This is a genomic window from Bradyrhizobium sp. ORS 285, from assembly GCF_900176205.1.
Lineage (GTDB): Bacteria > Pseudomonadota > Alphaproteobacteria > Rhizobiales > Xanthobacteraceae > Bradyrhizobium.
Map to the genome: position 1 here is coordinate 6,748,216 of NZ_LT859959.1, position 25,375 is coordinate 6,773,590.

Here is a 25,375-nt window from a genome sequence, read left to right on the forward strand (position 1 = left end):
CTGCTGCTGATCGGTTTGGACCCAACACACCATCCGCGCGTTTGCTCACCACCGCACCAACGATGAGTCCGATGGAGACGATCGACGCTTATCTCGCCCGCAAGCATCAGGAACTCAAGCTCCTGAACGGCTGCCTGCGGCGGCCGCACGCGCTGCCGATGCCTCGCACGGTCGGCGAGGTTATCAGGCAGAAGTTTCAGCTCGCCGCCGCGCTCAAGGCGGAGCACGCCCTGAACGACTGGACCGCGACCGAGACGGCCTGGGCGGACGCGGACGATCACCGCGCCGGCCCGTTCGCGTTCGCCTACGACTATCAGCGCGCGGATCTCGAGGTGCGCGGGCCGTCGTTCTATGCGGCCGGCAATGATATCGCGGACACGCTCTATACGATCTCCGGCATGGCGGCGATTGCGGCGCTGCTGCTGGCGACGCGGCCGGTGCTCGGCGAGGCTGACCTGCTGATGCTGCCGGGCTCCTATGGCGAGACCCAGGAGCTGGTCGAGGCGCATGCGCGGCATCTGCATCCCCTGGCGCTGACGCGCGACCTCGCCGACGCGCTGGCGCAGCGATCATCCAAAGCGAGGCTGCTGCTGCTCGATTCCAGCACGACGGCCGCGCGGTTCGAAGCCGTGCTGCGCTGCCGACGCCCGGCGCTCGATCTCTTGATCTTCGACACGACGTGCTTTGCCAATGGTTCGGGCCGCATCCGCCGCGTGCTCGCATGGGCGCGACGCTCGCGCGTGCCGGTCGTAATGGTGCGCAGCCACACCAAGCTGGATTCGCTCGGCGCCGAATATGGCCGTCTGGGCTCGGTCGCCTTCGTCGACTGGACACACGTGCCGGAGGCGCTCGCCGCGTTGCCGGAGCAGACGCGCAACGCTGTCCGACTGCTCGGCGGCGCGGCGCTGCCGGCGCATTTTCCGCCTTATGTCGGCACGCGAGACTATCGCGCGCTGACGGCGCGGCGCATGGCGGCGATTCTGCGCAACAGCCGCCGCGCGCGGTACCGGTTTGCCGCGGCACTGCGCGGCCTCACCGCGGAGCTGGACTACGCGCACGGCCTTTACGTCACTCTGGCGAGCCGCACGCCGCTGGACGAGACCACGGCCCGGCAAGCCGCGGCAGCGATGAGCGACGACCTCAGGCGCGACGGCCTGCCGATCCGCCACGCCGGCAGCTTCGGCTTCGACTTCGCCGCGACGGAATGGTTTCACGACGCCACCACCGATTGCTACAGCGTCCGCGTGGCCGTGCCCGATCTGCCCACCGCCATGTGGGATGAGCTGACCGACGCGATCGCCGGCTGGTGGCGCGCGCATCAGGGACGATCCGCCGCGGCGTGAGCGCGCCATTGGCCTGGCGATGGTGGCACGCGCCTTGCCTTCCTCAACGTCAATCGTATCACGCCGCAGGGGGGTCTCCATGAGCAGCTCGCATTTCGATTTGACACGCCGCCATTTCGTGCTCGGCGGCCTTGGCGCCGCAGGGCTCAGCGCCTTTGGCCCGCGCGTCGCGCTGGCGCAAGGCCGCGCCGAGACGCTGCTGGTGGTGCAGGAGCTCGGGCCGAACTCGCTGGACATGCAGGGCGTCGGCTCGAACCAGACCGTGAACGGGCTCGCCTGGAATTGCTACGACCGGCTGCTCAGCTACGCGGCGAAGACGCTGCCGGACGGGACCATCTCCTATGATCGTGCGACGCTGGCGCCGGAGCTCGCCGAGAGCTGGGAGGTCGCCGCCGACGGCATGTCCTGCACCTTCAAGCTGCGCAAGGACGCGACCTTCCATGACGGCACGCCGGTCACCGCGAAGGACGTGAAGTGGTCGTTCGACCGCGCCGTCTCGGTCGGCGGCTTCCCGACCTTCCAGATGTCGGCGGGCTCGCTGGAGAAGCCGGAGCAGTTCGTCGTGGTCGACGACCACACCTTCCGCATCGACTACATCCGCAAGGACAAGATGCTGCTGTTCAACGTCGCGGTGGTCGTGCCCTTCGTGATCAATTCGGAGCTCGCCAGGAAGAACGCGACCGCCGAGGATCCATGGGCGCTGGCCTGGCTGAAGAACAACGAGGCCGGCGGCGGCGCCTACAAGGTGGAGAGCTGGAAGCCCGGCACGGAGACCATTCTCAGCCGGTTCGACAAATGGACATGCGGGCCGCTGCCGAAGATCAAGCGCGTGATCGCGCGCGACATCCCCTCTGCCGGCACGCGGCGGGCGATGCTGGAACGCGGCGATGCCGATCTCTCCAGCGGCTTCGCGCCGCGCGACTTCGATCAGCTGATCAAGGAGGGCAAGGTCAAGGTGACGGGCGTGCCGATTCCGAATGCACTGTGGTACGTCGCGCTCAACACGGCGAAGCCGCCGTTCGACAATGTCAAGCTGCGCCAGGCGATCGCCTGGGCGATGCCCTATGAGCAGATCCAGGGAAGCGCGTTCTTCGGGCGCGCGGTGCCGATGTATGGCGGCGCTGGTGACGTGACCAAGCCGGTGTGGCCGCAGCCGTTTCCTTATGTGACCGATCTCGACAAGGCCAAAGCGCTGATGAAGGAGGCCGGCCTGGAAGGTCTCGAGACGACGTTGTCGCTCGACGCGGGTACCGCCACGGTCGGCGAGCCCACCGCGATCCTGATCCAGGAGAATCTCGCCAAGATCGGCATCAAGGCGTCCATCGACAAGATCCCGGGCGCCAACTGGCGGACGACCTTGAACAAGAAGGAGCTGCCGATGGCGCTCAACCGGTTCTCAGGCTGGCTCGATTATCCCGAATACTACTTCTACTGGAATTTCCACGGCCGCAATTCGATCTTCAACATCTCGTCCTACCAGAGCAAGGAGATGGATGCGCTGATCGACAAGGCGCGCTTCACGACGGACGCGGCGGAATATGAGACGACCGTGAAGGATTTCATCGGACTGTGCATGCGCGAGGTCCCGGTGGTGCCGCTGAACCAGCCGATCCACGACGTCGCGATGCAGAAGGCGGTGAGCGGCTACGAGTTCTGGTTTCACCGCGAGCCGGACTATCGGCAGTTCGTGAAGGGGTAGCGTATCAGTCGGGACAGGCTGGTCCGTCCTCGCTGGCAGCATGATCACCCTTCTCGCCACGGCACCGGTGTACCCTCTCCCCTTGCGGGAGAGGGTGCACCGTCATCGCGGCTTGCACTTTTCCTTCAATGCTCGATGGAGATAACGCAGCCGATCGCCGCCCTCACAGCCACCCGCGCCGGCGGAACTGCCAGTACAGCACGCTGCACACCACCGCGATGAAGCCGAGCACCGCGTAGTAGCCGTATTGCCATTTCAGCTCCGGCATATGCTCGAAGTTCATGCCGTAGATTCCCGCCACTGCGGTCGGCACCGCGAGGATGGCGGCCCAGGCTGCCAGCCGGCGGGCGATGTCGGTCTGCTGCGCCTGTCCCGCCATCATGCTGGCCTCGAACACGAAAGCGAGGATCTCGCGCAAGGAGTCCGCATCCTCCTCGGCGCGCTTGGCGTGATCGAGCACGTCGCGGAAGAGCGGCGCCATCTCGGCGTCGATGGCGACATTGTCGACATGCTCCAGCCGCTTGCAGACGTCGACGACGGGGCCGACGGCGCGGCGCAGCCGCAGCAGATCGCGACGCAGGCGATAGAGCCGGTCGACCTCGTGACGCGCCAGGGGACGCTGCAGCACGACCTCCTCCAGGGTCTCGACCTCGGCCATGATGCTCTCGGTCACCGGGCGGTAGTTGTCGACGATGAAGTCGAGGATCGCATAGAGGATGTAGTCCTCGCCCTTGGCGAGCGAGCCCGGACAGCTCTCGCAACGCTCGCGCACCGCCCCATAGGATGTCGAGGCGCCGTGGCGCACGGAGACGACGAAGCCGGGGCCGACGAAGATATGGGTCTCGCCGAAGACGATGTGATCCTTGACGAGCTGCGCGGTGCGGGCGACGACGAACAGCGCATCGCCGTAACGCTCGACCTTCGGCTGCTGATGCGCCTTGGAGGCGTCCTCGATCGCCAGCTCATGCAAATTGAACTGATCGGCGATCCGCTGCAGCAGCGCCGCATCGGGCTCGTGCAGCCCGATCCACACCACATGGCCCGGCCGCCGGCTCCATTCGCCGGCATCCTCGATGGCGATATCGGCGACGCGATGGCCATTGGCGTAGACGCCGGCCGCGACCACGCCGGGCTCGCGCGGGCCACCGGCTGCTGGTTGAATCGTGACGTGGCGCATCCCTGGTTCTCCGCTCGCAAGACCGACTTTCGACGCGAGGACTCGCTGGGTCAAGCGGCGCATCAGGTCACGCCCGTCGGGCCGTCGAGCAGCTGCCGCACGCGGCGGACCAGATCGGTGCGGCGGTACGGCTTGTTGATGATCTCGAACTCGCCGATGTTGGCGTCGGCGCGCTCGACGGCGGCATCGGAATAGCCCGTCGTCAGCAGCACCTTCAGCTTCGGCTGGCGCTTGCGCGCCTCGCGCGCCAGCACCGTGCCGTTCATGCCGCCGGGCATCACGAGATCGGTGAACAGCAGATCGAAGCGTGTCTCCGAATCCAACAATTCCAGCGCCGCATGCGCGTTGGCGGCAACCTCGGTGCGGTAGCCGAAATCCTCCAGGATCGAGCGCGCGAGCTCGGCCACCTCGGCGCGATCCTCGACGATCAGGATGCGCTCGCTGCCGGTGCGATCCATCGCCATCTGTGGGCGCACCGACGGCGCGGCGATCGCCTGCTCGGTTGCCGGAAACAGCAATTGCACCGTCGTGCCGAGCCCGAGCTCGCTGTAGATGTAGGTGCTGCCGCCGGACTGGCGGGTGAAGCCATAGACCATCGCGAGCCCGAGCCCGGTGCCCTTGCCCTCCTCCTTGGTGGTGAAGAACGGCTCGGCGACACGCGCGAGGATGTGGTGCGGAATGCCGACGCCGTCGTCGGAGACCTTGAGCGCGACATAGCGGCCGCCTTTGGGCACGCCGAACTGCACGACGTCCTCATCCGAAATCTCCTTGTTCTCGGTGCGGATCGTCAGCGTGCCGCCCTCCGGCATGGCGTCGCGCGCATTGACGAACAGGTTGAGCAGCGCGACCTCCGCCTGGGTCTGGTCGACCCGGCTGTTCCACAGGTCCGGCTGCGGCTTGACCACGATGCGCACGCTCTCGCCGAGAGTATGCCGCGCCATCTGCACCATGGTCTCGATCATGTTGTTGAGGTTGATCGGCCGGCTGTCGAGCCGCTGCTTGCGCGCGAACGACAGCAATTGCTGCGTCAGGGTCGCGGCGCGATTGGCGGCGGAGCGGATGTTGTCGACGGCGCGGCGATGCCGCGGCGCGAGCTCGCTGACGGCGCCCTGCAAGGTCTCGGTGTAGCCGATGATCACCTGCAGGATGTTGTTGAAGTCGTGCGCGATGCCGCCGGTGAGCTGGCCGATCGCCTCCATCTTCTGCGACTGCACCAGCGCGCTCTCGGCGTCGCGCCGGCGCGACACGTCGAGCTGCGAGCCGAAGAAATAAACCAGCTCGCCGTCGCGGTTGTAGACCGGGCTGATGAACAGCGCATTCCAGAACGCGGCGCCGTTCTTGCGGTAGTTCAGGATCTCCACCGCAATGTCCTGGCGGTTGGCGATCGCGGTGCGCACGGCGTCGATGGTGTCGCGATCGGTGTCGGGCCCTTGCAGGAAGCGGCAATTGGAGCCGACGATCTCGGCGAGCCGGTAGCCGGTCATCTCCAGGAAGGCGCGGTTGGCGAACAGGATTGGATTGTCGTTCTGGCGCGGATCGGTGACGATCATCGGCATCCGCGTGGTCTCGACCGCCGCGAAGAAGATGTCGTGGCGCTCCGACGACAGATCGGATGCGTCGCCGCTGTCGACGACCGCCCGATCGCGCTGCGGCTTGTGCTCTGACATCGTTCTCTGCTCCACCTTGGTCAGTGGTGACGCGCGGGGGTCGCGCGTGCGCCAAATGTTCCAATGCAGGCGCCTATCGATATGCCGCTGGAGGGGCTCGGGTTCCCGCAGGTAGGGTTGTGTGAGACCAGCCGACGGCCCCCTCACGAAAATGCGACGAGCCGCCGCTGGAACCATCCCGGCGGAACGAGATACAGCGCGCCGCACGGACCCAGCACGCCCTCGACGATGCCGGAACAACCGCGCTACATCGGTGCTCCGATCATCAGGGCAGGAGTCACCGTCATGGCAGCACACAAGGTCGCATTAGTCACCGCGGGCGGCAGCGGCATGGGCGCGGCAGCCGCTCGCCGTCTCGCCGCAGATGGTTTTCACGTCGCGATCCTGTCGTCCTCGGGGAAGGGCGAAGCGCTGGCAGCCGAACTCGGCGGCCTCGGCGTCACCGGCTCGAACAAATCGAACGATGATCTCAAGCGCCTCGTCGACGGCGCGATGAGCCGGTGGGGTCGCGTCGACGTGCTCGTCAATAGCGCCGGCCACGGCCCGCGCGCGCCGATCATGGAGCTGACCGACGAGCAGTGGCACGCCGGGATGGACACCTACCTGCTGAACGTCATCCGTCCGACGCGGTTCGTGACGCCGATCATGCAGGCGCAGAAGAACGGCGCGATCATCAACATCTCGACCGCCTGGACGTTCGAGCCCTCGGCGATGTTTCCGACTTCGGCCGTGTTTCGCGCCGGGCTCGCGTCGTTCACCAAGATCTTCACCGACACATACGCCGCAGATAACGTCAGAATGAACAACGTGCTGCCGGGCTGGATCGACAGCCTGCCCGCGACCGAGGAGCGCCGCAGCACGGTGCCGATGGGTCGCTACGGCAAGGCCGAGGAGATCGCCGCGACCATCGCCTTCCTCGCCTCCGACGGCGCGGCCTACATCACCGGGCAGAACATCCGGGTCGACGGTGGATTGACGAGGAGCGTGTGAGGCGCCTCAGAACATCTCGAAATATTCGCGCTGCTCCCAGTCGGACACTTCGGCGTTGAAGCGCTCGATCTCGGCGTTCTTGATGAAGGTGTAGTAGTCGATGAAGGTGGCACCGAAGGCTGCGCGAAAGAACGCGTCGTCCTTCAGTGCATCAACGGCCTCGCGCAGCGATTTCGGCAGCAGGCTCGCCTTGGTCTCATAGGGCACGTCGGCCGACGGGCCGGGATCGAGCTTGCGGTCGATGCCGTCGAGGCCGGCCGCGATCTGCGAGGCCATGTAGAGATAGGGATTGGCGGCGGGCTCGCCGATGCGGTTCTCCAACCGTGTGGCGCGGTCGCCGGGGCCGCCGAGCACGCGGATCATGACGCCGCGGTTGTCGCGACCCCAGATCGCGCGATCCGGCGCCAGCGAGTAGGCGCGATAGCGCCTGTAGCCGTTGATGGTCGGGGTTGAGAACACCGCGGCTTCGCGGGCATGCGCGAGCAGGCCGGCCATGTAGGCACGGCCGAGCGCCGACAAACCTTCGGCCTCCTCCGTCATAAAGGCGTTGCTGCCGTCGCGCGCGACCAGCGACTGGTGCAGGTGCCAGCCCGACGACATCACATTGGGAATGCGCGGCCGGCACATGAAGGTGGCGTGATAGCCATGGCGCTGCGCGATCTGCTTCACGGCGCTGCGGAACAGCACCATGGTGTCGGCAGGCTCCATGCCGATGCCGGGCTGCAGCACGAACTCGCACTGGCTCGGGCCATATTCGAGCTCGATCGAACGCAACGGAAGTCCGAGCGCGTTGAGATTGGCCCTGATGATCTCGAGCGCGGGCTCCATCTGATCGAAGCGCTGCTCGGTGAGATATTGGTAGCCCTGCGTCAGCAGGCTGACCGCCGGCGGCACGCCGGGCTGTCCGGGCGAGCCGGCATCCGCCGGCGCCAGACGCGGGTCCTCGACCTTGAAGATGTGGCACTCGACCTCGAGGCCGGCCTTGAACTGATAGCCGCGCTGATCGAGTGTCGCGAGCGCGGACCGCAACAGATTGCGCGTGGCGAACGGGACGGGCGCGCCATTCGCGAAATAGAGATCACACAGCACCCAGCCGGTGCCGGGCGCCCAGGGCAGCACGCGGAACGTGGTGGGATCGGCAACCATCAGCGCATCGCTGCCGCCCTGCATCTCGGCCATGCCGAAACCGCCGCCGGCGGTGAACACCGGAAACACCGTGCGATGCGAGGTATCCTTGGCGAGCAGCGTCGTCGTGATCGAGCAGCCGTCCTCCAGCGAGGCCAGCGCGGCGTCGACGGTCAGCGCCTTGCCGCGCAGGATGCCGTGCTGATCGGGGAACGAGAGGCGGATGGTGGTGAGGCCGTGCTCCTCAGCGAGCCGGCGCATGCGGACTGCGGCCTCGGTCTGCTCAGCGGTCCATAGCTGATGCCTGGCGACGAAACTCAACGATGGCTCCTGATGAGGTGGCAACTTGCATGATCAAATTCCTGCCCGCGAGCGGGCACTGTCCTTACCTCGCCCCGCCAGGGCGAAGCTAAGCTTCGCTAGGGCGGGGAGAGGTCGGATTGCATCGTCAGATGCAATCCGGGTGAGGGGGGCTCTCCGCGCGGTCGGTGCGCGTGGCTGCCCCTCACCCCAACCCTCTCCCCGTGAAGAACGGGGAGAGGGAGCGCACTGCGTCCGGGGCCAGTGCTCGCCAATCACTCTTGCTGTTCGTATTTCAATCACGCTTAGCCTACTCCGCAGCGCTCAGGTGCGGCGCGAGGCGGATGATATCCGCTGGCACCGGCGCGGCCCAGGGGGCGTTGCGGCGGCGGCGGACGTCGACTTCCATCCAATAGGTTTCCCAGCCGCGGGTCGGGCCGATGCCGTCCATGGTCGCCGGGCCCTGCACGCTCCGGGCGGCAGCCGCGTCGAGATGCAGCATGGGCAGCTCGCCGCGCGCGACCGTCTCGATCTGCTCGCGCAGCAGCCGGCGATACTGGATGATCGCCTTGTCGGACTGGCCAAGATGCTCGCGGGTGCGGTCCTGGATACGCCCCATCGACTCCACCGCCCACTGGTCGTGCACGTTGATGTCGTTGCCCATGCCGGTGTAGGTCGCGGTCGCCTGCTCCCGCGGATCGAAGCCGTAATCGTTGCTCTTGTTCTTGCGCGAGCGGTAGTCCGGCAGCTCATAGAGCTCGAGACGCTGCGCGCGCATCCTGGCGCGGTCGACCGGCGCGCCATAGCTGGTGAAGATCGCGTACCAGTAGCAGGTCTCGTCGTCGACCGGCACGTGCCACTGCGTGATCGTCATCTCCGTGCTCATCGGGATCACGAAGGCATGCGGGAACAGCTGATTGGTGACGCGCACATGGGTGCGCTCGGCGTCGATCTCGCGCAGCGCGATGATGCGCAGGCCGTATTCGGTGCGTTCGACATTGATGATCGGGCGATCATATTCGCGCAGCACCTTGGTCATCGGCAGTTCGCTGTCCGCGGAGGCGCCGCGGAACTGCTTGCCATACGCGGTCGAGGTGTCCTCGTCCTCGAAGAAGCGATGCAGGAACGAGGCGTGCGCCGGATCGATGCCGACCTCCAGCGCCTGCAGCCAGTTGCACTCGATCAGGCCCTTGAAGGCGAAGGTGTAGGTGTCGGGCGCGGTGAAGCAGTCGAGATCCGGAAATGCCGGCGGCGCGCCCTCGCCCAGCCACGCCCAGAGGATGCCGCCCTTCTCGATCACCGGGTAGGAGCGCTGCTTGACGTTCTTGCAAAGCGGAGAGCCGGCCGGCTCGGCCGGGGTTTCCAGGCACTGCCCGTCGACGTCGAACAGCCAGCCATGGAACGAGCAGCGCAGGCCGCCGTGTTCGAGACGCCCGAAGGCGAGGTCCGCACCGCGGTGCGGACAATCGCGGTCTAGTAGACCATAGCGGCCCTGCGCATCCTTGAAGAGAACAAATTGCTGGCCCAGCAATTTCACCGCGCGCACCGGCCGCTCGCCCGCGAGCTCATCCACCAGGGCAGCCGGCTGCCAGTACATCCTCATCAGTTTACCGGCAGGGGCGTCAGGTCCGATGCGCGTGATCAGGTCGTTCTGCTCCTTGCTCATCATGATGGCTGTCTCTCCGGTTCCGTCGCAAGTCGGGCGTTGACGTCACGCGATCATCTAATAATGTTCGCTAGCCGAACACATGTTCGCCAAGATTAGATTCGCTTTAAGTGGGGAGAAGCGCAAGTGAAAAAGCTACAACCGAAGCCGAAGGGCAAACGGGCGGCAGCTTCACTGCGGCCGAAAACAACAACAGCGGATCGTGTCAGGCCGATGCCAAAACTGAAGCGGACTGATGAGGAGAAGAAGCAGGCGCGTGGCGACGGGCCTGAGTTCGTCGAAGCGCTCGATCGTGGACTGCGGGTGATCCAAGCCTTCAGCCGCGAGGGCCGGCCGATGACATTGAGCAAGGCCGCCGAACTCACAGGTCTCGCCCGCGCGACGGTGCGGCGCATTCTCCTGACTCTCAAGGCATCCGGCTTCGTTCATGGCGACGATCGGCTGTTCTCGCTGACACCACGCGTGCTGCTGTTAGCATCCAGCTACCTGGCGTCCAACCAGATCAACACCGTGGTACAGCCGCTGATGGACATCGCGGCGACACAGGCGCACGAGGTCTGCTCACTCGCCGTTCTCGATGGTGAGCACGTGGTGTTCATCGCGCGGGCGACGCCGACGCGGATGTTCTCCGCCGGGCTCGAGATCGGCTATCGGCTGCCGGCCTACTGCACCTCGGTCGGGCGCGCGCTGCTCAGCCGGATGCCGGATGATCAGCTGCGCGAGATCGTCGCGCGGATGACACTCGCGCCGATGACGCCGCAGACCATCACCGACAAGGAGGCGCTGCTCGCGCAGATCATCGCCGTCCGGAGCGACGGCTATTCGCTGGTCGACGGCGAAGCCGAACAGGGCTTCCGCTCGATCTCGGTGCCGATCCGCCGCTATGACGGTGCGATCATCGCCGCGGCGAACATCGGCGGGCACGTCGACCGGATCACGGTCGAGGAGATGAAAGAGCGTTTCCTGCCGCTGCTGAAGCAGCTGGCAGCCACGGTCCAGCCGCTGCTGGTCTGATCCCTTCACCATCCACTGCATGGCCGGCCTTGCCGGCACCGGCAGCGCCGCCATGTTGCGCATCGCGATCAGCGCGTTCGGCTCCGCGCACGTTTGCTCATGAGCGCCGGCTCTGCAGCCGGATCACAAGCGCCGCCACGCGCGACTTTCGCGCCGCAGACGGCCCTCCTCGCACAAGCCAAGATTCACGTCCGCGCGTAAACGTGAACGACGACCGCTGCACCCGGCGCACGCAGCCTGCGACGCCAGCTCCGACATCCCTGCAGCGACCGCAATGCGACCGGTGCCCTGAGTTGCGCAGGGATTTCCGGCATCGGCTCCGCGCTCCGAAGTTACGCCGCGCTCGAACTAATCGCTATGGTCGCAATCGCCCCCGGTGGCGCCTCGCCTGCCAATTACGTGATATTATCGTGACCTCGGGCGCGCCTGCCACGATTGAGAACGCTTCCAGGTATCATCACGCTGCTGGCGGTGGTGACGGGGTGCGGAACGGAAGTCATTGGATCGGGAGCAAAGCGGCGCATTGCGGACGCTGCCACCAGTTTGCCGCGAATGATCGCACGAGCGCTCTCGGCTCGGCCGCCGGGCTTCCATAGAATCCAACATTCCCCGTCGGCGCGCTTGAAGCCGATGCTCCCGTCAGGCCGGATCATCCGGGCAAAGCTGTACACGAGATCCGCCGCTCTGGCGGCGCAACTCGAAGCGAACGACTTCGTTGGACATCGACGGCATCTCGCGCGTAAATGGCATGTCGGGCGAGCGACACCCGATTTCAGCGAGCGGAACGCCGTCCCAGGGGGAAATGCCATGACTGACGCGCTGCCGCTCGTGCTGGTGCCCGGGCTGATCTCGTCGCCCCGCATCTATGCGCCGGTGGTTCCGGCGCTGTGGCGGGTTGCCCCGGTCATGGTGGCGAACCACATCCGCGATGACAGCATGGCCGCGATCGCGCGCCGCATCCTGGCCGAGGCGCCGCCGCGCTTCGCGCTCGCGGGCCATTCGATGGGCGGCTACATCGCCTTCGAGATCATGCGCCAGGCGCCCGAGCGCGTCGGCCGCCTCGCGCTGATCAACACCCAGGCGCGGCCCGATACGCCCGAGGCGAGCGCGCGCCGCCGGACGATGATCACGCGCGCGAAGGACGGCGACTATCACACCGTCGTCGACGAGCTGTTCGCGGGTTTCGTCCATCCCTCGCGCCAGGACGATACGCGGCTGCGCCAGATGGTGCACGACATGGCCGAGGAAGTCGGCGTCATCGGCTTCATCCAGCAACTCACCGCCATCATGGCGCGTCCGGACTCGCGGCCGACGCTCACGGCGATCCGTTGTCCGACCCTGGTGCTGACCGGCGACAGCGACAACACCATTCCGAATAGCCTGTCGAAGGAGATGGCCGACGGCATCGACGGCAGCTGGCTGGTCGTGCTTGAGAATTGCGGCCACCTGCCGCAGCCCGAGCAGCCGGAGGAGACGGCACAGGCGCTGATGGAGTGGTTGCGGGGGTGACCCTGCCGCTGCGCCGATCAAGGCTCAGCACGATCGCCGGTGGCAACTTTCCCAGATGAAGCGTAGAATTTGACGATGCTGGACAACGCCAAAATCGCAAAAATCGCCCGCGAGGTTGCCACTGCAAATCTGAGCAGCTCGGCCGCAGTGACTGACGTCACGACGGCGCCCTACGCGGATTCTGAAGGTCGTGACGCGCTGCGGATTACGATAGTGGTGAGCCCCATCGAAGGCACCGACATTGGCGGAGAAGCCGTTCTGGACACGTTGGTCCAGATCCAAGAGCAGCTCCAGGCCGCAGGCGAGGACCGTTTTCCGCTGATCGAGTACGAGGCGGAGAACGAAGTCGTTGGCGATACTTAATCCGGAGCATCTTTTCCAGCAGGCGGAGCAGTTGATCGTTCCGCCGGCGGCTGGGCCGCCGCGGCAGGTCAATATTCGTCGCGCAATTTCGGCTGCCTACTACGGATTATTTCATGCGACGCAGATCGCTGCTGCGGATCAATTCGTCGGCAAGACGAAACAAGGGACACCTTTATACGCTCTCGGCTACAGATCCGTAGATCATCGAGACCTCCGACTGCTTTGCGAAGAGGTCAAGAAGTCGAAACTCTCCGCCAAATACCTGCCGTTTGCGCCTTCTGGAAGCTTTGGAGCAAACCTCCAAGCGTTCGCGTTCGCTGTTCTGGAGCTGCAAGAGAAGCGGCATGAGGCCGACTACAATCCGATGATCCGCGTCAAAAGTCTGGATGCACAGGCGGCCATCAGAATGGCGCGGGCTGCGCTGACGAGGTTCGAGGCCGCCCGCACACAAAGCCAGGACGCGTTCCTGACGTTGCTGACTTTGTTGCTCTTCCCGCCCCGCTGAGCGGGAGGTGGCTACGTATCCCCGACTCGCCCGTTGCTTACCCGCAACCCATCCACGAACACATCCAACAGCCGCAGAACGCTCTGTTGCCAGCCGGTCTGGTCGTGCATGTAGCACATGCCGATCAGGGCGCGCAGGACGTCATCGGCGCTGATGTCGTTGCGGATCTCGCCGGCATCGACGGCGCGGGCGAGCAGCGCGCCGATCGAGCGGGTGAGATGGGCGTGCGAATAGGCTGACAGTTCGGAGTTGGCATTCATCACGATCGCGAGTGCGGCCATCATGCCCTTCTTGGTGGCGACGAACTGCACCGTCGAGCGCAGCCAGCGCCGGAGCGCCTCGACCGCCGAAGTCTCGTTCTTCAGCTCCTCGGCCAGCTCGGCGAGCTGCTCGACCTCTCTCCGATACACCGCCTCGAACAGGTCCTCGCGCGTGGGAAAATGACGATACAGCGTGCCGATGCCGACGCCGGCCTGGCGCGCCACCGCCTCCAGACTCGCCTCCGCGCCGCCGACGCTGAACACCGCCTTGGCGGCCTCGAGCACACGCTCGCGGTTACGCTGCGCGTCGGCGCGCGGCTTGCGATGGTGCTCTTGTGGTTTCGTCTCCATCTCACCAGCTCTTGATGACGGACCGTTCATGTCCACTTGCTAAACGGAGGAACCCTCCGTATAACTAGACCTGCCACCCCGGGGACAGCCAACTTTTCCTCAGCTCGTCGTCCCGCGGTCGCTGGATCTGGTCGGACCACGGCCCGTAAGGCCGTGCCCGCTGCGATCCGATTAGGCCATCGCTTCGATCGGAACAACGCATGAATTGGACTGTCAGACTCACCGTCAACGGTGAGCCGCGCACGCTTGCGCTCGACGACCCTCGGGTCACGCTGCTCGACCTCCTGCGCGAGCGCCTCCATCTCTCCGGCACCAAGAAGGGCTGCGACCGCGGCCAGTGCGGCGCCTGCACCGTCCTCGTCGACGGGCGCCGCATCAATTCCTGCCTCACCCTCGCACTCAGCCTCGACGGCGCCGCCATCACCACCATCGAAGGCCTCGCGCACGGCGATCAGCTGCATCCCGTGCAAGAAGCGTTCATCGCCCACGACGCCCTGCAATGCGGCTTCTGCACGCCGGGCCAGATCATGAGCGCGGTCGGTCTCATCAACGAAGGCCACGCCGGCAATGATCCCGAGCGCGTGCGCGAGGGCATGAGCGGCAACCTCTGCCGCTGTAGCGCCTATGTGGGGATCGTCGAGGCGGTGCTCGATGCGCAGGCGACGCTGGCGGACGAGAAGGAGCGCGCAGCATGAACCGGTTCGACTATGTGAAGCCCGCCACGGTCGCCGAAGCGATCACGGCGGCCGGCGCGCCGGGCGCGGCGTATCTCGCCTCGGGCACTAATCTGCTCGATCTGATGAAGGGAAATGTCGTTCGGCCGGCGCGGCTGGTCGACATTACCCAGATCAAGGAGCTGACGCGGACCGAGACCCTCGGCAACGGCGACGTCAGGATCGGCGCGCTGGTGCGCAATGCCGATCTCGCTCACGAGGCGTCCTTCGCGCGCGATTTCCCCGCCGTGGCCGAAGCGCTGTTGTCCGGCGCCTCGGCGCAGCTGCGCAACGCCGCGACCGTCGGCGGCAATCTGCTGCAGCGGACCCGCTGCGCCTATTTCTACGACACCGCCTCGGCCTGCAACAAGCGCGCGCCTGGATCGGGCTGCGATGCCCGCGACGGCGAGAACAGCCAGCACGCCGTGCTCGGTTGGAGCGATGCCTGCATCGCCACCAATCCGTCCGACTTCTGCGTACCGCTCGCTGCGTTCGATGCGATCGTCGAGATCGAAGGCGCAGCAGGCCGCCGCGAGGTCGCGCTGGAGGCATTGCATCTGTTGCCCGGCAACACGCCGGAGCGTGAGAGCGAGCTCACTCCAGGCGAGATGATCGTGGCGGTGCGGCTGCCGGCGGCCGCGCGCGGCTTCGCCAAGCACGCGCGCTATCTCAAGGTGCGCGAGCGTAACTCCTACGCCTTCGCCGTCGTCTCGGCTGCGGCCGGCCTCGTCATCGAGAACGGCAGCATCAAGCAGGCGCGTCTCGCGCTCGGCGGCGTCGCCGCCAAGCCATGGCGCGCACATGAGGCGGAGGCGCTGCTCGACGGGCAGCCGGCTGAGCACGGCTCGTTCGAACGCGCCGCCGAAGCCGCGCTGCGTGGCGCGCAGCCGTCCGGCGACAATGCCTACAAGATCCCGCTCGCACGCCAGCTGATCGTGCGCGCCCTGCAGGCCGCAGCGCAAGGCACGCCGTCGCGCATGCCGGCGCTGCCGGCCTCGCCCTTCTCCGCCGTTCCAGGAGCACTTCATGACGCCTGAGCTCAATCTCTCCCGCGATCCCGCCCATCTCCGCCATGGCTCGAACGTCGGCCAGCCGCTGTCGCGCGTCGACGGTCTCGCCAAGGTCACGGGCCGCGCCACCTACGCGGCGGACAACAATCCGCCCGGCCTGCTTTATGCCGTGATCGCGACCTCCAGCATCGCGCGCGGCCGTGTCGCCGCGCTCGATGTCGAGGCTGCCAAGGCGCATCCCGGCGTCGTCGAGGTGATGACCTCCGCCAACCGGCCGCCGCTATATTCCGACCCCGACGGCAAGCCGAATCCGTTCTCGTTCCGCTTCGAGGCGCTGCAGAACGATCGCGTGCGCTACGCCAACCAGCCGATCGCGGTCGTCATCGCGGAGTCGCTGGAAGCCGCGACCGAAGGCGCCGCCCTGCTCGCGCCGCGCTACGAGGCTGAGCCGGCGCGCATCGGCCTCGATGCTGAAGCGGCCTATGTGCCGCCGGTCGTCGGCATGGGCATGCCGGCCGAGCAGCGCCATGGCGATGTCGAGGCTGCGCTGGCTGGCAGCGACAAGCAGATCACCGCGATCTACGAGACGCCACCGCATTATCACAACGCGATGGAGCCGCATGCGATCGTCGCCGAGTGGCAGGGCGACAAGCTCGTCATCGACACGCCGACGCAAGGTCTCGTGATGATGCGCGCGCGCCTCGCCGAGTTGTTCGGCATCGCGCCGGACGATATCCTGATCCGTAGCCCGTTTCTCGGCGGCGGCTTTGGCGGCAAGGGCCTGATGGCGGGGCCGCAGGTGCTCGGCATTCTCGCCGCGAAAATGGTCGGCCGGCCGGTGAAGCTCGTGGCGCGCCGCGAGCAGCTCTACGGCCCGTTCGGCCATCGCTCGCCGACCCGGCAGACTTTGCGCCTCGGTGCCAGCAATGTTGGGCAGCTCGCAGGCATCCATCACCACGCGCGGATCGCGACGTCGAGCTTCGAGGATTTCTACGAAGCGGCGGCCCACGTGACCCACACGCTCTACGCGGCGCCGGCGATCGCGACGACCTATGACGCCGTGCGCATGGACACCGGCACGCCGCTGTTCGTGCGCGCCCCCGGCATCGCGCCGGGATCGATCGCACTGGAGAGCGCGGTCGACGAGATGGCGGAAGCCTGCGGCCTCGATCCGCTCGCCTTCCGCGTCAAGAACTACGCCGAGGTCGAGCCTTCGACGGGCAAGCCGTTCTCATCGAAGGCGCTGCGCGAGTGCTACACGCAAGGCGCCGAGCGCTTCGGCTGGTGGGAGCGGCCGATGAAACCGCGGATGATGCGCGACAAGGATGGCTTCCTGGTCGGCTGGGGCATGGGCACGGCGACGTTCCATGCGCTGATGTTCGCGGGCCAGGCGCGCGCCGTGATCCGGCGCGACGGCTCCGGCGTGGTGGAGAGCGGCGCGCACGACATGGGCCAGGGCGCATGGACCGCGTTGGCGCAGGTCGCGGCGGATTCGCTCGCGCTCGAGCTCGACCAGGTGACGTTCAAGGCCGGCACGTCGGATCTGCCCGATGCCGGCATCGCCGGCGGCTCGGCGCACACGGCGACCGTCGGCACCGCGATCCACAATGCGGGCGCCGCCGTCATCGCCAAGCTCGCCGAACTGGCCACGTCAGACCAGCGGTCGCCGCTGTACGGCGCCGGCAATGCCGGGGTGATCGCGCGCAACGGCCGCCTGCTCCGACGCGACGATGAGGGCCGCGGCGAAAGCTATGCCGACATCCTCGCGCGCGCCGGCCTCGACGAGGTCGACGGCTCCGGCAGCGGCATGCCGGATCCGGCTGCCAACGAGCAGTACGCGATGCATTCGCATGGCGCCGTGTTTGCCGAGGTGAAGGTCGATCCCGATCTCGGCCAGGTCCGCGTCACCCGCATGGTCGGCGCCTTCGCGGCGGGGCGGATCATCAATCCGAAGCTGGTGAAGAGCCAGCTCGTCGGCGGCATGATCTGGGGCATCTCGCTGGCGCTGCACGAGGAGGCGGTCACCGACCGCCGCAGCGGGCGGATCATGAACGCCAATCTCGGCGAGTACCATGTGCCGGTGAATGCCGACGTCCCGGCAATCGAGGCGTTCACGGTCGCGGAGCACGATCCGTTCGTCAACCCGCTCGGCATCAAGGGCGTCGGCGAGATCGGCATCACCGGCTCCGCCGGTGCGGTCGCCAACGCCGTGGCGCATGCGACGGGAATTCGCATCAGGCGCTTCCCGGTGCGGATCAGCGACCTCGTGCGCAAGGCCTGACGGACACGGCACGCGCGTCAAGAAAAAAGCCTCCGCCCATCCGGCGGAGGCTTTTGCGTTTGTACAGCGACACACGCGGCTCAGGCCGCCTCGCGCGTGAAGGCCGACTTGAACCAGGCCACGAAGGACTCGCGCTTGGCGCCGAGATCGAACTCGACCCGCAACGCGTCGCGGTCGCGGCCGCGAACCAGATAGGGGACATCCTGGTCGAAACCTGCGAATTGCAGAACACCGCGATCGCCGATTCCCGGCTCGGGCTGGAAGCGGAACCAGGCGCCGCCCTCCGAGATGTCCACCAGCTCGGCCTTCACCACCCCCTTGTTGGCGTCGATGACCTTGATCGGCAGGCTGGATTTGAATCGCGGCGCGTGCCGGCGGTCGGCCTCGGCGGTCGTCGTCCTGACCACCTTCACGAGCGTCGTCCGCAGCGAGCTCAGGCTGGAGGCGACGTCGCCGATCGCGCTGCGGACCTCCGCGGCGCGATCATTCACCATGCCGGCGTCCTTGCCGACATTGCCGATCTTGGACGAGACATCGCGCGCGGCGCTCGCGGAAGAGTGAACCGAGCGGCTGATCTCCTGCGTCGCCGCGTGCTGCTCCTCCATCGCGGCGGCAATCGAGGCCGCCACCTCGTCGATCTCGGAGATCTGGCTGCCGATGCCTTCGACGACATCGATGGTCGCCTGCGTGGTGGCCTGCACCTCGCCGATCAGGCGCGAGATCTCCTCCGTCGACTTGGCGGTCTGATCCGACAGCGACTTGACCTCGGCGGCGACCACCGCGAAGCCGCGACCGGCCTCACCTGCTCGCGCCGCTTCGATCGTGGCGTTGAGCGCCAGCAGGTTGGTCTGTCCGGCGATGCCGCCGATCAGGTTCGACACCTCGGCGATCTTATCGACCGCTTGGCTCAGCGACAGCATCGTGGTCTTGGCCCTTTCGCGCCCGCCGACGGCCGATTTGGTCAGGGTGCTGGCACGCGCGACCTGGCTGGAGATCTCGCGGATCGCCGAGCTCAACTGCTCGGCCGCCGACGAGACGGTCTGGGCGTTTGCGAGCGACTGCTCCGAGGCCGCCGCGACGGACTGGGCGTCGGCAGAGAGTTCGTGCGCGAGGTTGGACAGTCCGCTGGCCACGGCCTCGACCTGCCGCGAGGCGCTCGCCGCTGATTCGACCGACGTGCCGGTCTCGCGCTCGATGATGTCGGCCATGTTCAGCATGGCCCGCTTCTTCGCCTGTTCGGCCGCGGTGCGGTCGCGGTCCTGCTTGTCCCGCAGGCTGTTGTTCTCGATCGCATTGGTCTTGAACACGTCCAGCGCACGCGCCATCGCGCCGATCTCGTCGCCGCGTTCGGCATACGGGATCTCGGTGGCCAGTTCGCCCTCGGCAATGCGCCGCATCAAGCCGGTCATGCGCGACAGCGGTCGAACGACGCCGATCACGAGGCCCGACATTCCCGCGACCACGACCGCCAGCACGATGCCGGCCACGGTCCAGACCACGACGGAGATGCTGCTGTCCTTGGCTGCCGCCGTGGCCTCCATATCCGAATTCAGCTTGTTGGCCTTCTCGACCAGCAAGTCGATCACCGCCCGGTGCGCGGCATAGGCGTCGCGGAGCCGGGCATAGGCCGCATCCGCCTTGGCCGTGTCGCCGGCACGCAACGCCGGGATCAGCTCGCTTTCCGCAGCCTGCCAGAACTTTCGGACCTCGGCGTCGGACCGCTCGACCAGCAGCGACTTCAGATCGGGCTCGAGCGGCGAGCCGGTCCAGAACGCCTTGCGGTCTTCATAGTCCTTCTTGAGCTGCGCCAGCTTCTTGACATGCACGTCCACATTCTTGGGCTCGCGCAACGCCAGCGTCGCCTCGAGATAGGCCTCGATCACGTATTCCGGCGGCGGCAGGATGTCGGCGACGAGATCATTGCCGAGCTTGATCTTGTCGTATAGCGGCCCGCCGACTTTGAGCTCGCGAAGCGCATAGGCGCTGGTCAGCACCACGGCTCCGAAGCCGAAAGCGAGCACGAGGCCGAACGCGGCAATGACCGCGGAGATCGACAAACGCATTTTCATGTCGGACGACGCATTCCTGATGGGGGGTATGCGATCGCGGCAAGGCTTGCAGGCCTCACCTCGTCATCATTGACGAGATCGCGCTTCGGTCCGAAACCGGCGCCGAATTCAAATGCCGAATGGTTCGACAATGCTTGTTCAAGGAATGTAAATTTCGCCGTCCGTAGGATTACGGCTCGCGGCCGGCGCACCCTCTGCCGTCCGAGGTCCGTGCAGCGGCATGCGGCCTCTGATCTGGCGCAAGGCTGCGCCAAATGCATCTGCGAGGATGCGGCGTATCCCCATTGAGGAGCCGCCCATGTCGAAGCCGGTGCCCGACAAGGCCGAGATCGCGCTGGAATATCCCGACAAGTTCTACGTCGGCACGTTCGAACGGTCCTCACGCTTCGAGGTGCATCTCGAACCCTCAGGGCTGGCGCTGACCCTGGAGCGGCCGGGAGCAGAGGACGTCCGCAAGTCGATCCACATGCACCTGAACTACGGGCTGCTCGCCGCGATCCTCACCGAGCTCGCCGCAAGCGTCGGGGCGATTCCCGCGGATGACGACTTTCACCGGTCGCAACTGCGCGACGCCGCCGCGGCGCTGCACGAAGCTCTTAAGGCGCGTTAACCGCTTGTGTCGCAACGGCACAGCCACGCGGGCCGTTCACCCGCGCGACAGGCTTCGTTAGGACTCCGCTAACTACGCCACGACGTTTGCCCGCCGACAGGTTGGGTTCGAGGGCGGTGTGCTGCGCGAGTGACAGCATTTTACTCAAAAGCGATCTATCTCCAATCCATCGACGGCGCGCACTGCGCGAGCCTTGTTAGTTCTGAGTTGGAGACCCGCCATGAAGAAGATCCTGTTCGCCACCGTTGCGCTCGCCGTGCTCGCCTCGGCCCCGTCCGCCTTCGCAGCCGACCTCGGCGCCCGCACCTATCCCTACGCGACCAAGGCACCTGCCTATGTCGCGCCGATCTACAACTGGACCGGCTTCTATCTCGGCGCCCATCTCGGCGGCGCGTTCTCCAGCAACAACAACTATTCCGGCCTCGGCACCGGCAACAATTCCAACGGCCGCTTCCTCGGCGGCGTGCAGGTCGGCGCCGACTGGCAGTTCGCGCCCACCTGGGTGATCGGCGCGGAAGGCCAGTACAGCTGGCTGAGCGGCAATGTCGGCGCGGCGTTCCCCGGCGGCTATGTCTATACCAACAGCCAGCGCGGCCTCGGCTCGATCACTGGCCGCTTCGGCTACACCTGGGGTCCGGGCCTGCTCTATGTGAAGGGCGGCTACGCCTATTCGGACAATAACGAGAAGGTGACGCAGTTCGGCAACCCGGTTCCCTTCGCCACGAACGGCGATCACCGCAACGGCTGGACCATCGGCGCCGGCCTCGAATACATGTTCGCGCCGAGCTGGTCGGCCAAGGCCGAGTATCAGTACTACAATTTCGGCAACGCCACGTTCACGGCGCCCGCCGCACTGGTTCCGACCGGCAGCTTCAGCACCGACGATCACACCTTCAAGGCCGGCGTGAACTACCGCTTCAACTGGGGCGCTCCGGTCGCGGCCCGCTACTGATCCACAGGCGTCAAATAACAACAAGCAGCGAGAGGCCGGCAGCGATGCCGGCCTTTTGTTATCATGGGTTATCAGTTCCGCATCTTAACAGCTCTTTCTGCGCCGTTAAATGCCGCGACGTGAAATGCAGAAATGCGCAAAAAATCAGCACGAACTGCGTAATTTCCCTGATTGTTAACTCGCTGCCGCGATAGTGCCCCGTAAACATCAGCTCAAAGTAGCGGCTATCGAGGGAAACGAGACATGGCGGGTCGATTCAGCTTCAGCAGAATGCTCGGAGTCCTGCGTCCCAGATGGGGCGTCCGTGGCAGCCTGTTCGCCGCCTTCGCCGTGATCGCCGGCATGGCGATTGCAATCAGCATCGGCGCCGGACTGATGCTGCGCCACATCGGCAGCACCATGGTCGAGCTCTCCGGCCGCGACATTCCGCGTCTCACCTCCAGCCTGCAATTGCTGGCGCAGAGTTCCAGCCTCGCCAGCCTCGGCCCCGCGCTGTTGGGCTCGCAGAGCGAGGACGCGCTCAACGAGCGGCTGAAGAAGATGCAGGAGATCCAGAAGGGCACCGAGCAGCGGCTTGCGGAGATCGCAGCACTCGGCGCCGCCAAGAGCGTCGTGGCGCCGCTCGCCGAGACCATCAAGAACATCAACGAGGCCAATCAGAGCCTGGTCTCGGCAGCCCGCGAGCGGCTCGCCGTCGTCGCCACGCACAATCAGCAATATGACGCGCTACGCAAGGCGCAGGAGGAGTTCACCAAGGCGGCGAACGAGCCGATGCTCGATGCGCAGACGCAACTCAACGCCGTACTCGGCGCCGCCGAAGTGTCGGCCGACGACGCCACCTCCGCGGCGCGCTTCGTCGAGCAGCTCGGCAACGTCATCGCGTCAGGCAACCTGATCGTGGCGCAGATGGCGGCCGCGCTCGCGGCCAATGACAGCGATACGCTGGAGGCGGTCGAGCGGCAGTTCAAGGAGTCGCTGGCGCAGCTGAAATCGAACCTGGAGCTGCTGCCCACCGGCCGTAGCACCAAGGCGATCCAGGATGCGGCGATGAAGCTCGCCGCGCTCGGCGAAGGCAAGACCCGCGTGTTCAAGACGCGCGAGAAGGAGCTCGACGCCAACGATTACGGCCAGACCGTGCTGGAGGAGACGCGCAAGCTCAATGTCGGCCTCGACATCAGCGTGCAGCAGCTGGTCGAGGGCGTCCGCAAATCGACCGAAGGCGCGACCAGCACGGCCGGCCGCGAGATCGAGCTGGGAACGCTCGGCATGATCGGCGCCGGAGCGGCCACCCTGCTCGGCTCGGTCCTGTTCGTCTGGCTCTATGTCGGCGGCAACATCCTGCGCCGGATCAAGCGGCTGCAGCAGGCGATGCAGAACCTGTCGAGCGGCGACCTGGAGACGGAGATCGCGGCCTCGAAGCAGCGCGACGAGATCGGCGCAATGGTCGACACGCTGCAGGTGTTTCGCGACAACATGATCCAGGCGCGCACGCTCGCCGCCGAGCAGGACCGCGAGAACGCCGCCAAGGCGGAGCGCGCCACGCGCATGGAGGCGCGGATCGCCGAGTTCGAGGCGACGGTGCGCAGCGCGCTGGCCAATCTGCAGAGTTCCGCCAGTGCAATGCAGACCACGGCGCAGAGCATGTCGCAGACCGCCGATCAGTCCAACTCGCTGGTGAGCGCGGTCGCCGCGGCGGCCGAGGAGACCTCGGTCAACGTGCAGACCGTGTCGGCCGGCACCGAGCAGCTGTCGTCGTCGATCGCCGAGATCGGCCGCCAGGTCGTGACCTCGGCGCAGATCGCCAAGAAGGCGGTCGAGGAGGCCGGCGCCACCGACTCGACGATGCAGGGCCTCGCCGACAATGCGAGCCGCGTCAGCGTCGTCGTCGACCTGATCCAGGCGATCGCCTCGCAGACCAACCTGCTCGCGCTGAACGCCACCATCGAGGCGGCGCGCGCGGGCGAGGCCGGCCGCGGCTTCGCCGTGGTCGCCCAGGAGGTGAAGAGCCTCGCCAGCCAGACCGCCAACGCCACCGACGAGATCCGCACCCAGATCGCAGGCATGCAGCAGGTCGCCTCGTCGGCCGTGTCGGCGATCCGCAACATCGGCGAGACCATCGCCGAGATCGACAACGTCACCACCGCGATCGCCGCGGCCGTGGAGCAGCAAGGCACCGCGACGCACGAGATCGCCCGCAACATCCAGCAGGCGGCCTCCGGCACCACCGAGGTCTCCAACAACATCACCGGGGTCTCCAGCGCCTCGGCCCAGGCCGGCACCTCCGCCAACGAAGTGCTGAGCGCCTCGGAGACGCTGCGCCGCGAGGCCGAGACGCTGCGCGAGGAGGTCGATGCGTTCCTGACCAACATCAGGGCGGCATAGTCACCAACCCGGCCCGCCCTTCGAGACACCCGCCTCTGGCGGGCTCCTCAGGGCGAGGGGATGCAGATCGCTTTTGGGCCAGCCGACCGATGGATCAAAGCGCAGATTCTGCCCCCTCATGGTGAGGAGGCGCGCAGCGCCGTCTCGAACCATGAGGCCCAACTGCCGCGTCCCGGAATGCCGTCCAGCCATGTGTTTTCGCCGCGTTTTTCGGCTGGCGCTCGACCGCGGCGGCCGTTAATCGATGAGACATGACCAAGACCGACACCGCCCTCTCCTCCGCCGAAGCCCTGCGCTACCCCTGGGAGCAGCATCCCGGTGAGGACCAGGTGGTCGAGGTCGCGCCCGGCGTGCTGTGGCTGCGGCTGAAGCTGCCGTTCCGCCTCAACCATGTGAACATCTATTTGCTCGCCGACGGCGACGGCTGGGTTGCGGTGGACTCCGGCTTCGGCAACGAGGAGTCGATCGCCGCCTGGACGCGGCTACTCGACGGACCGCTCCGTCACGTCAAGATCACCCGGCTGATCGTCACCCATTCGCATCCCGACCATGTCGGGCTTGCGGGGTGGATCGTCGAGCGCTTCGCCTGCCCGCTGGTGATGTCGCAGGTCGAGTACCTGCAATCGGTCTATCACCAGAACCGCGGCACCGAGGAGCGGCGCAACGCGCAGCGGCTGTTCTTCCGCCGCCACGGCATGGACGAGACCCTGACCGACAAGCTGCTCGGCCGCGGCCAGGAATATCTGCAGCGCGTTTCGGTGCTGCCGGCGTCCTACCGCCGCATCGCCCATGGCGACGAGATCCAGATCGGCAGCCGACGCTTCAAGGTGATCACCGGCGGCGGCCACGCGCTCGATCAGGTGATGCTGTATTGCGCCGCCGACAAGCTGTTCCTGTCCGCCGACCAGGTGCTGAGCAAGATCTCGCCCAATGTCAGCGTCTGGGCGGTCGAGCCGGACCAGAACTCGCTCGGCGAATATCTCGCGTCGCTGGCGAGCCTCACCACCACCCTGCCCTATGATCTCCTGGTGCTGCCCGGCCATGGCGTGCCGTTCTACGGACTGAAGACCCGGATCAAGCAGCTCGCCGACCATCACGAGGAGCGCTGCCGCATGATCGCGGACGCCTGCCGCGACGAGACCAGGACGTCAGCCCAGCTCGTACCGGTCGTGTTCCACAAGCACGTGCTCGATCCGCACCAGATGGGCTTCGCCGCCGGCGAGCTGATCGCCCACGTCAACTACATGCTCGTCGAGGGCCGCCTGACCGCCCGCGAGGTCGACGGCGTGCTGCACTATCGCACCACCTGAGGCTGCCGCGCGCTCGCCGCAATGCCGGCGCGGATCGGTCCAGATCGGGCGATCCGTGTATGAAGCTTGGACAAAACGC

The 25,375-nt window shown here is 66.4% G+C and carries 20 protein-coding genes; 14 read left to right on the forward strand and 6 right to left on the reverse strand.

Annotation, left to right across the window (positions count from 1 at the left end):
* The first annotated feature begins 71 nt into the window (after positions 1-71).
* Both BRAD285_RS30215 and BRAD285_RS30220 read left to right on the forward strand, forming a co-directional pair.
* Positions 72-1,343, forward strand: coding sequence for a hypothetical protein (locus BRAD285_RS30215; RefSeq protein ID WP_035646346.1), 1,272 nt, complete (start codon positions 72-74; stop codon positions 1,341-1,343).
* A gap of 79 nt (positions 1,344-1,422) precedes the next feature.
* On the forward strand, positions 1,423-3,042 hold the full coding sequence (locus tag BRAD285_RS30220; RefSeq protein ID WP_006611909.1) for an ABC transporter substrate-binding protein: 1,620 nt from the start codon (positions 1,423-1,425) through the stop codon (positions 3,040-3,042).
* Positions 3,043-3,205: 163 nt separating this feature from the next.
* Here the strand turns inward: BRAD285_RS30220 and BRAD285_RS30225 are convergent, their stop codons facing one another.
* Both BRAD285_RS30225 and BRAD285_RS30230 read right to left on the reverse strand, forming a co-directional pair.
* A complete protein-coding gene (locus BRAD285_RS30225; RefSeq protein ID WP_006611908.1) occupies positions 3,206-4,219 on the reverse strand; it encodes a magnesium and cobalt transport protein CorA in 1,014 nt (337 codons plus the stop codon).
* A gap of 62 nt (positions 4,220-4,281) precedes the next feature.
* Positions 4,282-5,886, reverse strand: coding sequence for a hybrid sensor histidine kinase/response regulator (locus tag BRAD285_RS30230; RefSeq protein ID WP_006611907.1), 1,605 nt, complete (start codon positions 5,884-5,886; stop codon positions 4,282-4,284).
* A gap of 285 nt (positions 5,887-6,171) precedes the next feature.
* On the opposite strand from BRAD285_RS30230, the gene BRAD285_RS30235 reads away from it, so the two are divergent.
* Positions 6,172-6,876 carry an SDR family oxidoreductase gene (locus tag BRAD285_RS30235; RefSeq protein ID WP_006611906.1) on the forward strand — a complete coding sequence of 235 codons (705 nt, stop codon included), beginning with the start codon at positions 6,172-6,174 and terminating at the stop codon, positions 6,874-6,876.
* Positions 6,877-6,882: 6 nt separating this feature from the next.
* On the opposite strand, the gene BRAD285_RS30240 is transcribed toward BRAD285_RS30235, so the two are convergent.
* Complete coding sequence (locus tag BRAD285_RS30240) at positions 6,883-8,322, reverse strand: glutamine synthetase family protein (RefSeq protein WP_006611905.1); 1,440 nt, start codon at positions 8,320-8,322, stop codon at positions 6,883-6,885.
* A 289-nt stretch (positions 8,323-8,611) separates the two neighbouring features.
* Positions 8,612-9,970 (reverse strand): aromatic ring-hydroxylating dioxygenase subunit alpha, encoded by a 1,359-nt coding sequence (locus BRAD285_RS30250; RefSeq protein WP_006614147.1) that lies wholly within the window; start codon positions 9,968-9,970, stop codon positions 8,612-8,614.
* Between the two features lie 210 nt (positions 9,971-10,180).
* On the opposite strand from BRAD285_RS30250, the gene BRAD285_RS30255 reads away from it, so the two are divergent.
* The 4 genes from BRAD285_RS30255 to BRAD285_RS30270 all read left to right on the forward strand — a co-directional run bounded on the left by BRAD285_RS30255 (position 10,181) and on the right by BRAD285_RS30270 (position 13,358).
* Positions 10,181-10,981, forward strand: coding sequence for an IclR family transcriptional regulator C-terminal domain-containing protein (locus BRAD285_RS30255; protein ID WP_035648051.1), 801 nt, complete (start codon positions 10,181-10,183; stop codon positions 10,979-10,981).
* An 807-nt stretch (positions 10,982-11,788) separates the two neighbouring features.
* Positions 11,789-12,490, forward strand: a complete 702-nt coding sequence (locus BRAD285_RS30260) for an alpha/beta fold hydrolase (RefSeq protein ID WP_006614145.1) — start codon at positions 11,789-11,791, stop codon at positions 12,488-12,490.
* A gap of 75 nt (positions 12,491-12,565) precedes the next feature.
* Positions 12,566-12,853 carry a hypothetical protein gene (locus tag BRAD285_RS30265; RefSeq protein WP_175345163.1) on the forward strand — a complete coding sequence of 96 codons (288 nt, stop codon included), beginning with the start codon at positions 12,566-12,568 and terminating at the stop codon, positions 12,851-12,853.
* Positions 12,840-13,358, forward strand: a complete 519-nt coding sequence (locus BRAD285_RS30270) for a hypothetical protein (RefSeq protein WP_006614143.1) — start codon at positions 12,840-12,842, stop codon at positions 13,356-13,358. Before BRAD285_RS30265 ends, BRAD285_RS30270 begins: the two co-directional genes overlap by 14 nt.
* Positions 13,359-13,369: 11 nt before the next feature.
* On the opposite strand, the gene BRAD285_RS30275 is transcribed toward BRAD285_RS30270, so the two are convergent.
* The gene (locus tag BRAD285_RS30275) at positions 13,370-13,969 is read right to left on the reverse strand and encodes a TetR/AcrR family transcriptional regulator (protein WP_006614142.1); all 600 of its coding nucleotides are present in this window, start codon (positions 13,967-13,969) and stop codon (positions 13,370-13,372) included.
* A 200-nt stretch (positions 13,970-14,169) separates the two neighbouring features.
* Here BRAD285_RS30275 and BRAD285_RS30280 point away from each other — a divergent pair, with 200 nt between their 5' ends.
* Genes BRAD285_RS30280 through BRAD285_RS30290 form a run of 3 tightly spaced genes read left to right on the forward strand, consistent with a single transcriptional unit; the run spans position 14,170 to position 17,973 of the window.
* On the forward strand, positions 14,170-14,664 hold the full coding sequence (locus BRAD285_RS30280) for a (2Fe-2S)-binding protein (protein ID WP_006614141.1): 495 nt from the start codon (positions 14,170-14,172) through the stop codon (positions 14,662-14,664).
* Positions 14,661-15,719 carry a xanthine dehydrogenase family protein subunit M gene (locus BRAD285_RS30285; protein WP_006614140.1) on the forward strand — a complete coding sequence of 353 codons (1,059 nt, stop codon included), beginning with the start codon at positions 14,661-14,663 and terminating at the stop codon, positions 15,717-15,719. Before BRAD285_RS30280 ends, BRAD285_RS30285 begins: the two co-directional genes overlap by 4 nt.
* Positions 15,709-17,973: a xanthine dehydrogenase family protein molybdopterin-binding subunit gene (locus BRAD285_RS30290; protein ID WP_006614139.1), complete on the forward strand. Its 2,265-nt coding sequence runs from the start codon at positions 15,709-15,711 to the stop codon at positions 17,971-17,973. The genes BRAD285_RS30285 and BRAD285_RS30290 overlap by 11 nt, the downstream gene beginning before the upstream one ends.
* An 80-nt stretch (positions 17,974-18,053) precedes the next feature.
* On the opposite strand, the gene BRAD285_RS30295 is transcribed toward BRAD285_RS30290, so the two are convergent.
* Positions 18,054-20,042, reverse strand: a complete 1,989-nt coding sequence (locus BRAD285_RS30295) for a methyl-accepting chemotaxis protein (protein ID WP_006614138.1) — start codon at positions 20,040-20,042, stop codon at positions 18,054-18,056.
* Between the two features lie 298 nt (positions 20,043-20,340).
* On the opposite strand from BRAD285_RS30295, the gene BRAD285_RS30300 reads away from it, so the two are divergent.
* The 4 genes from BRAD285_RS30300 (at position 20,341) to BRAD285_RS30315 (ending at position 25,296) form a co-directional block, all read left to right on the forward strand.
* On the forward strand, positions 20,341-20,652 hold the full coding sequence (locus BRAD285_RS30300) for a hypothetical protein (protein WP_006614137.1): 312 nt from the start codon (positions 20,341-20,343) through the stop codon (positions 20,650-20,652).
* A gap of 220 nt (positions 20,653-20,872) precedes the next feature.
* The gene (locus BRAD285_RS30305) at positions 20,873-21,604 is read left to right on the forward strand and encodes an outer membrane protein (protein WP_006614136.1); all 732 of its coding nucleotides are present in this window, start codon (positions 20,873-20,875) and stop codon (positions 21,602-21,604) included.
* Positions 21,605-21,847: 243 nt separating this feature from the next.
* Entirely contained in the window at positions 21,848-23,986 is a 2,139-nt protein-coding gene (locus BRAD285_RS30310) for a methyl-accepting chemotaxis protein (protein WP_006614135.1), read from the forward strand.
* 251 nt (positions 23,987-24,237) lie between these two features.
* Entirely contained in the window at positions 24,238-25,296 is a 1,059-nt protein-coding gene (locus BRAD285_RS30315) for an MBL fold metallo-hydrolase (RefSeq protein ID WP_006614134.1), read from the forward strand.
* Positions 25,297-25,375: the final 79 nt, after the last annotated feature.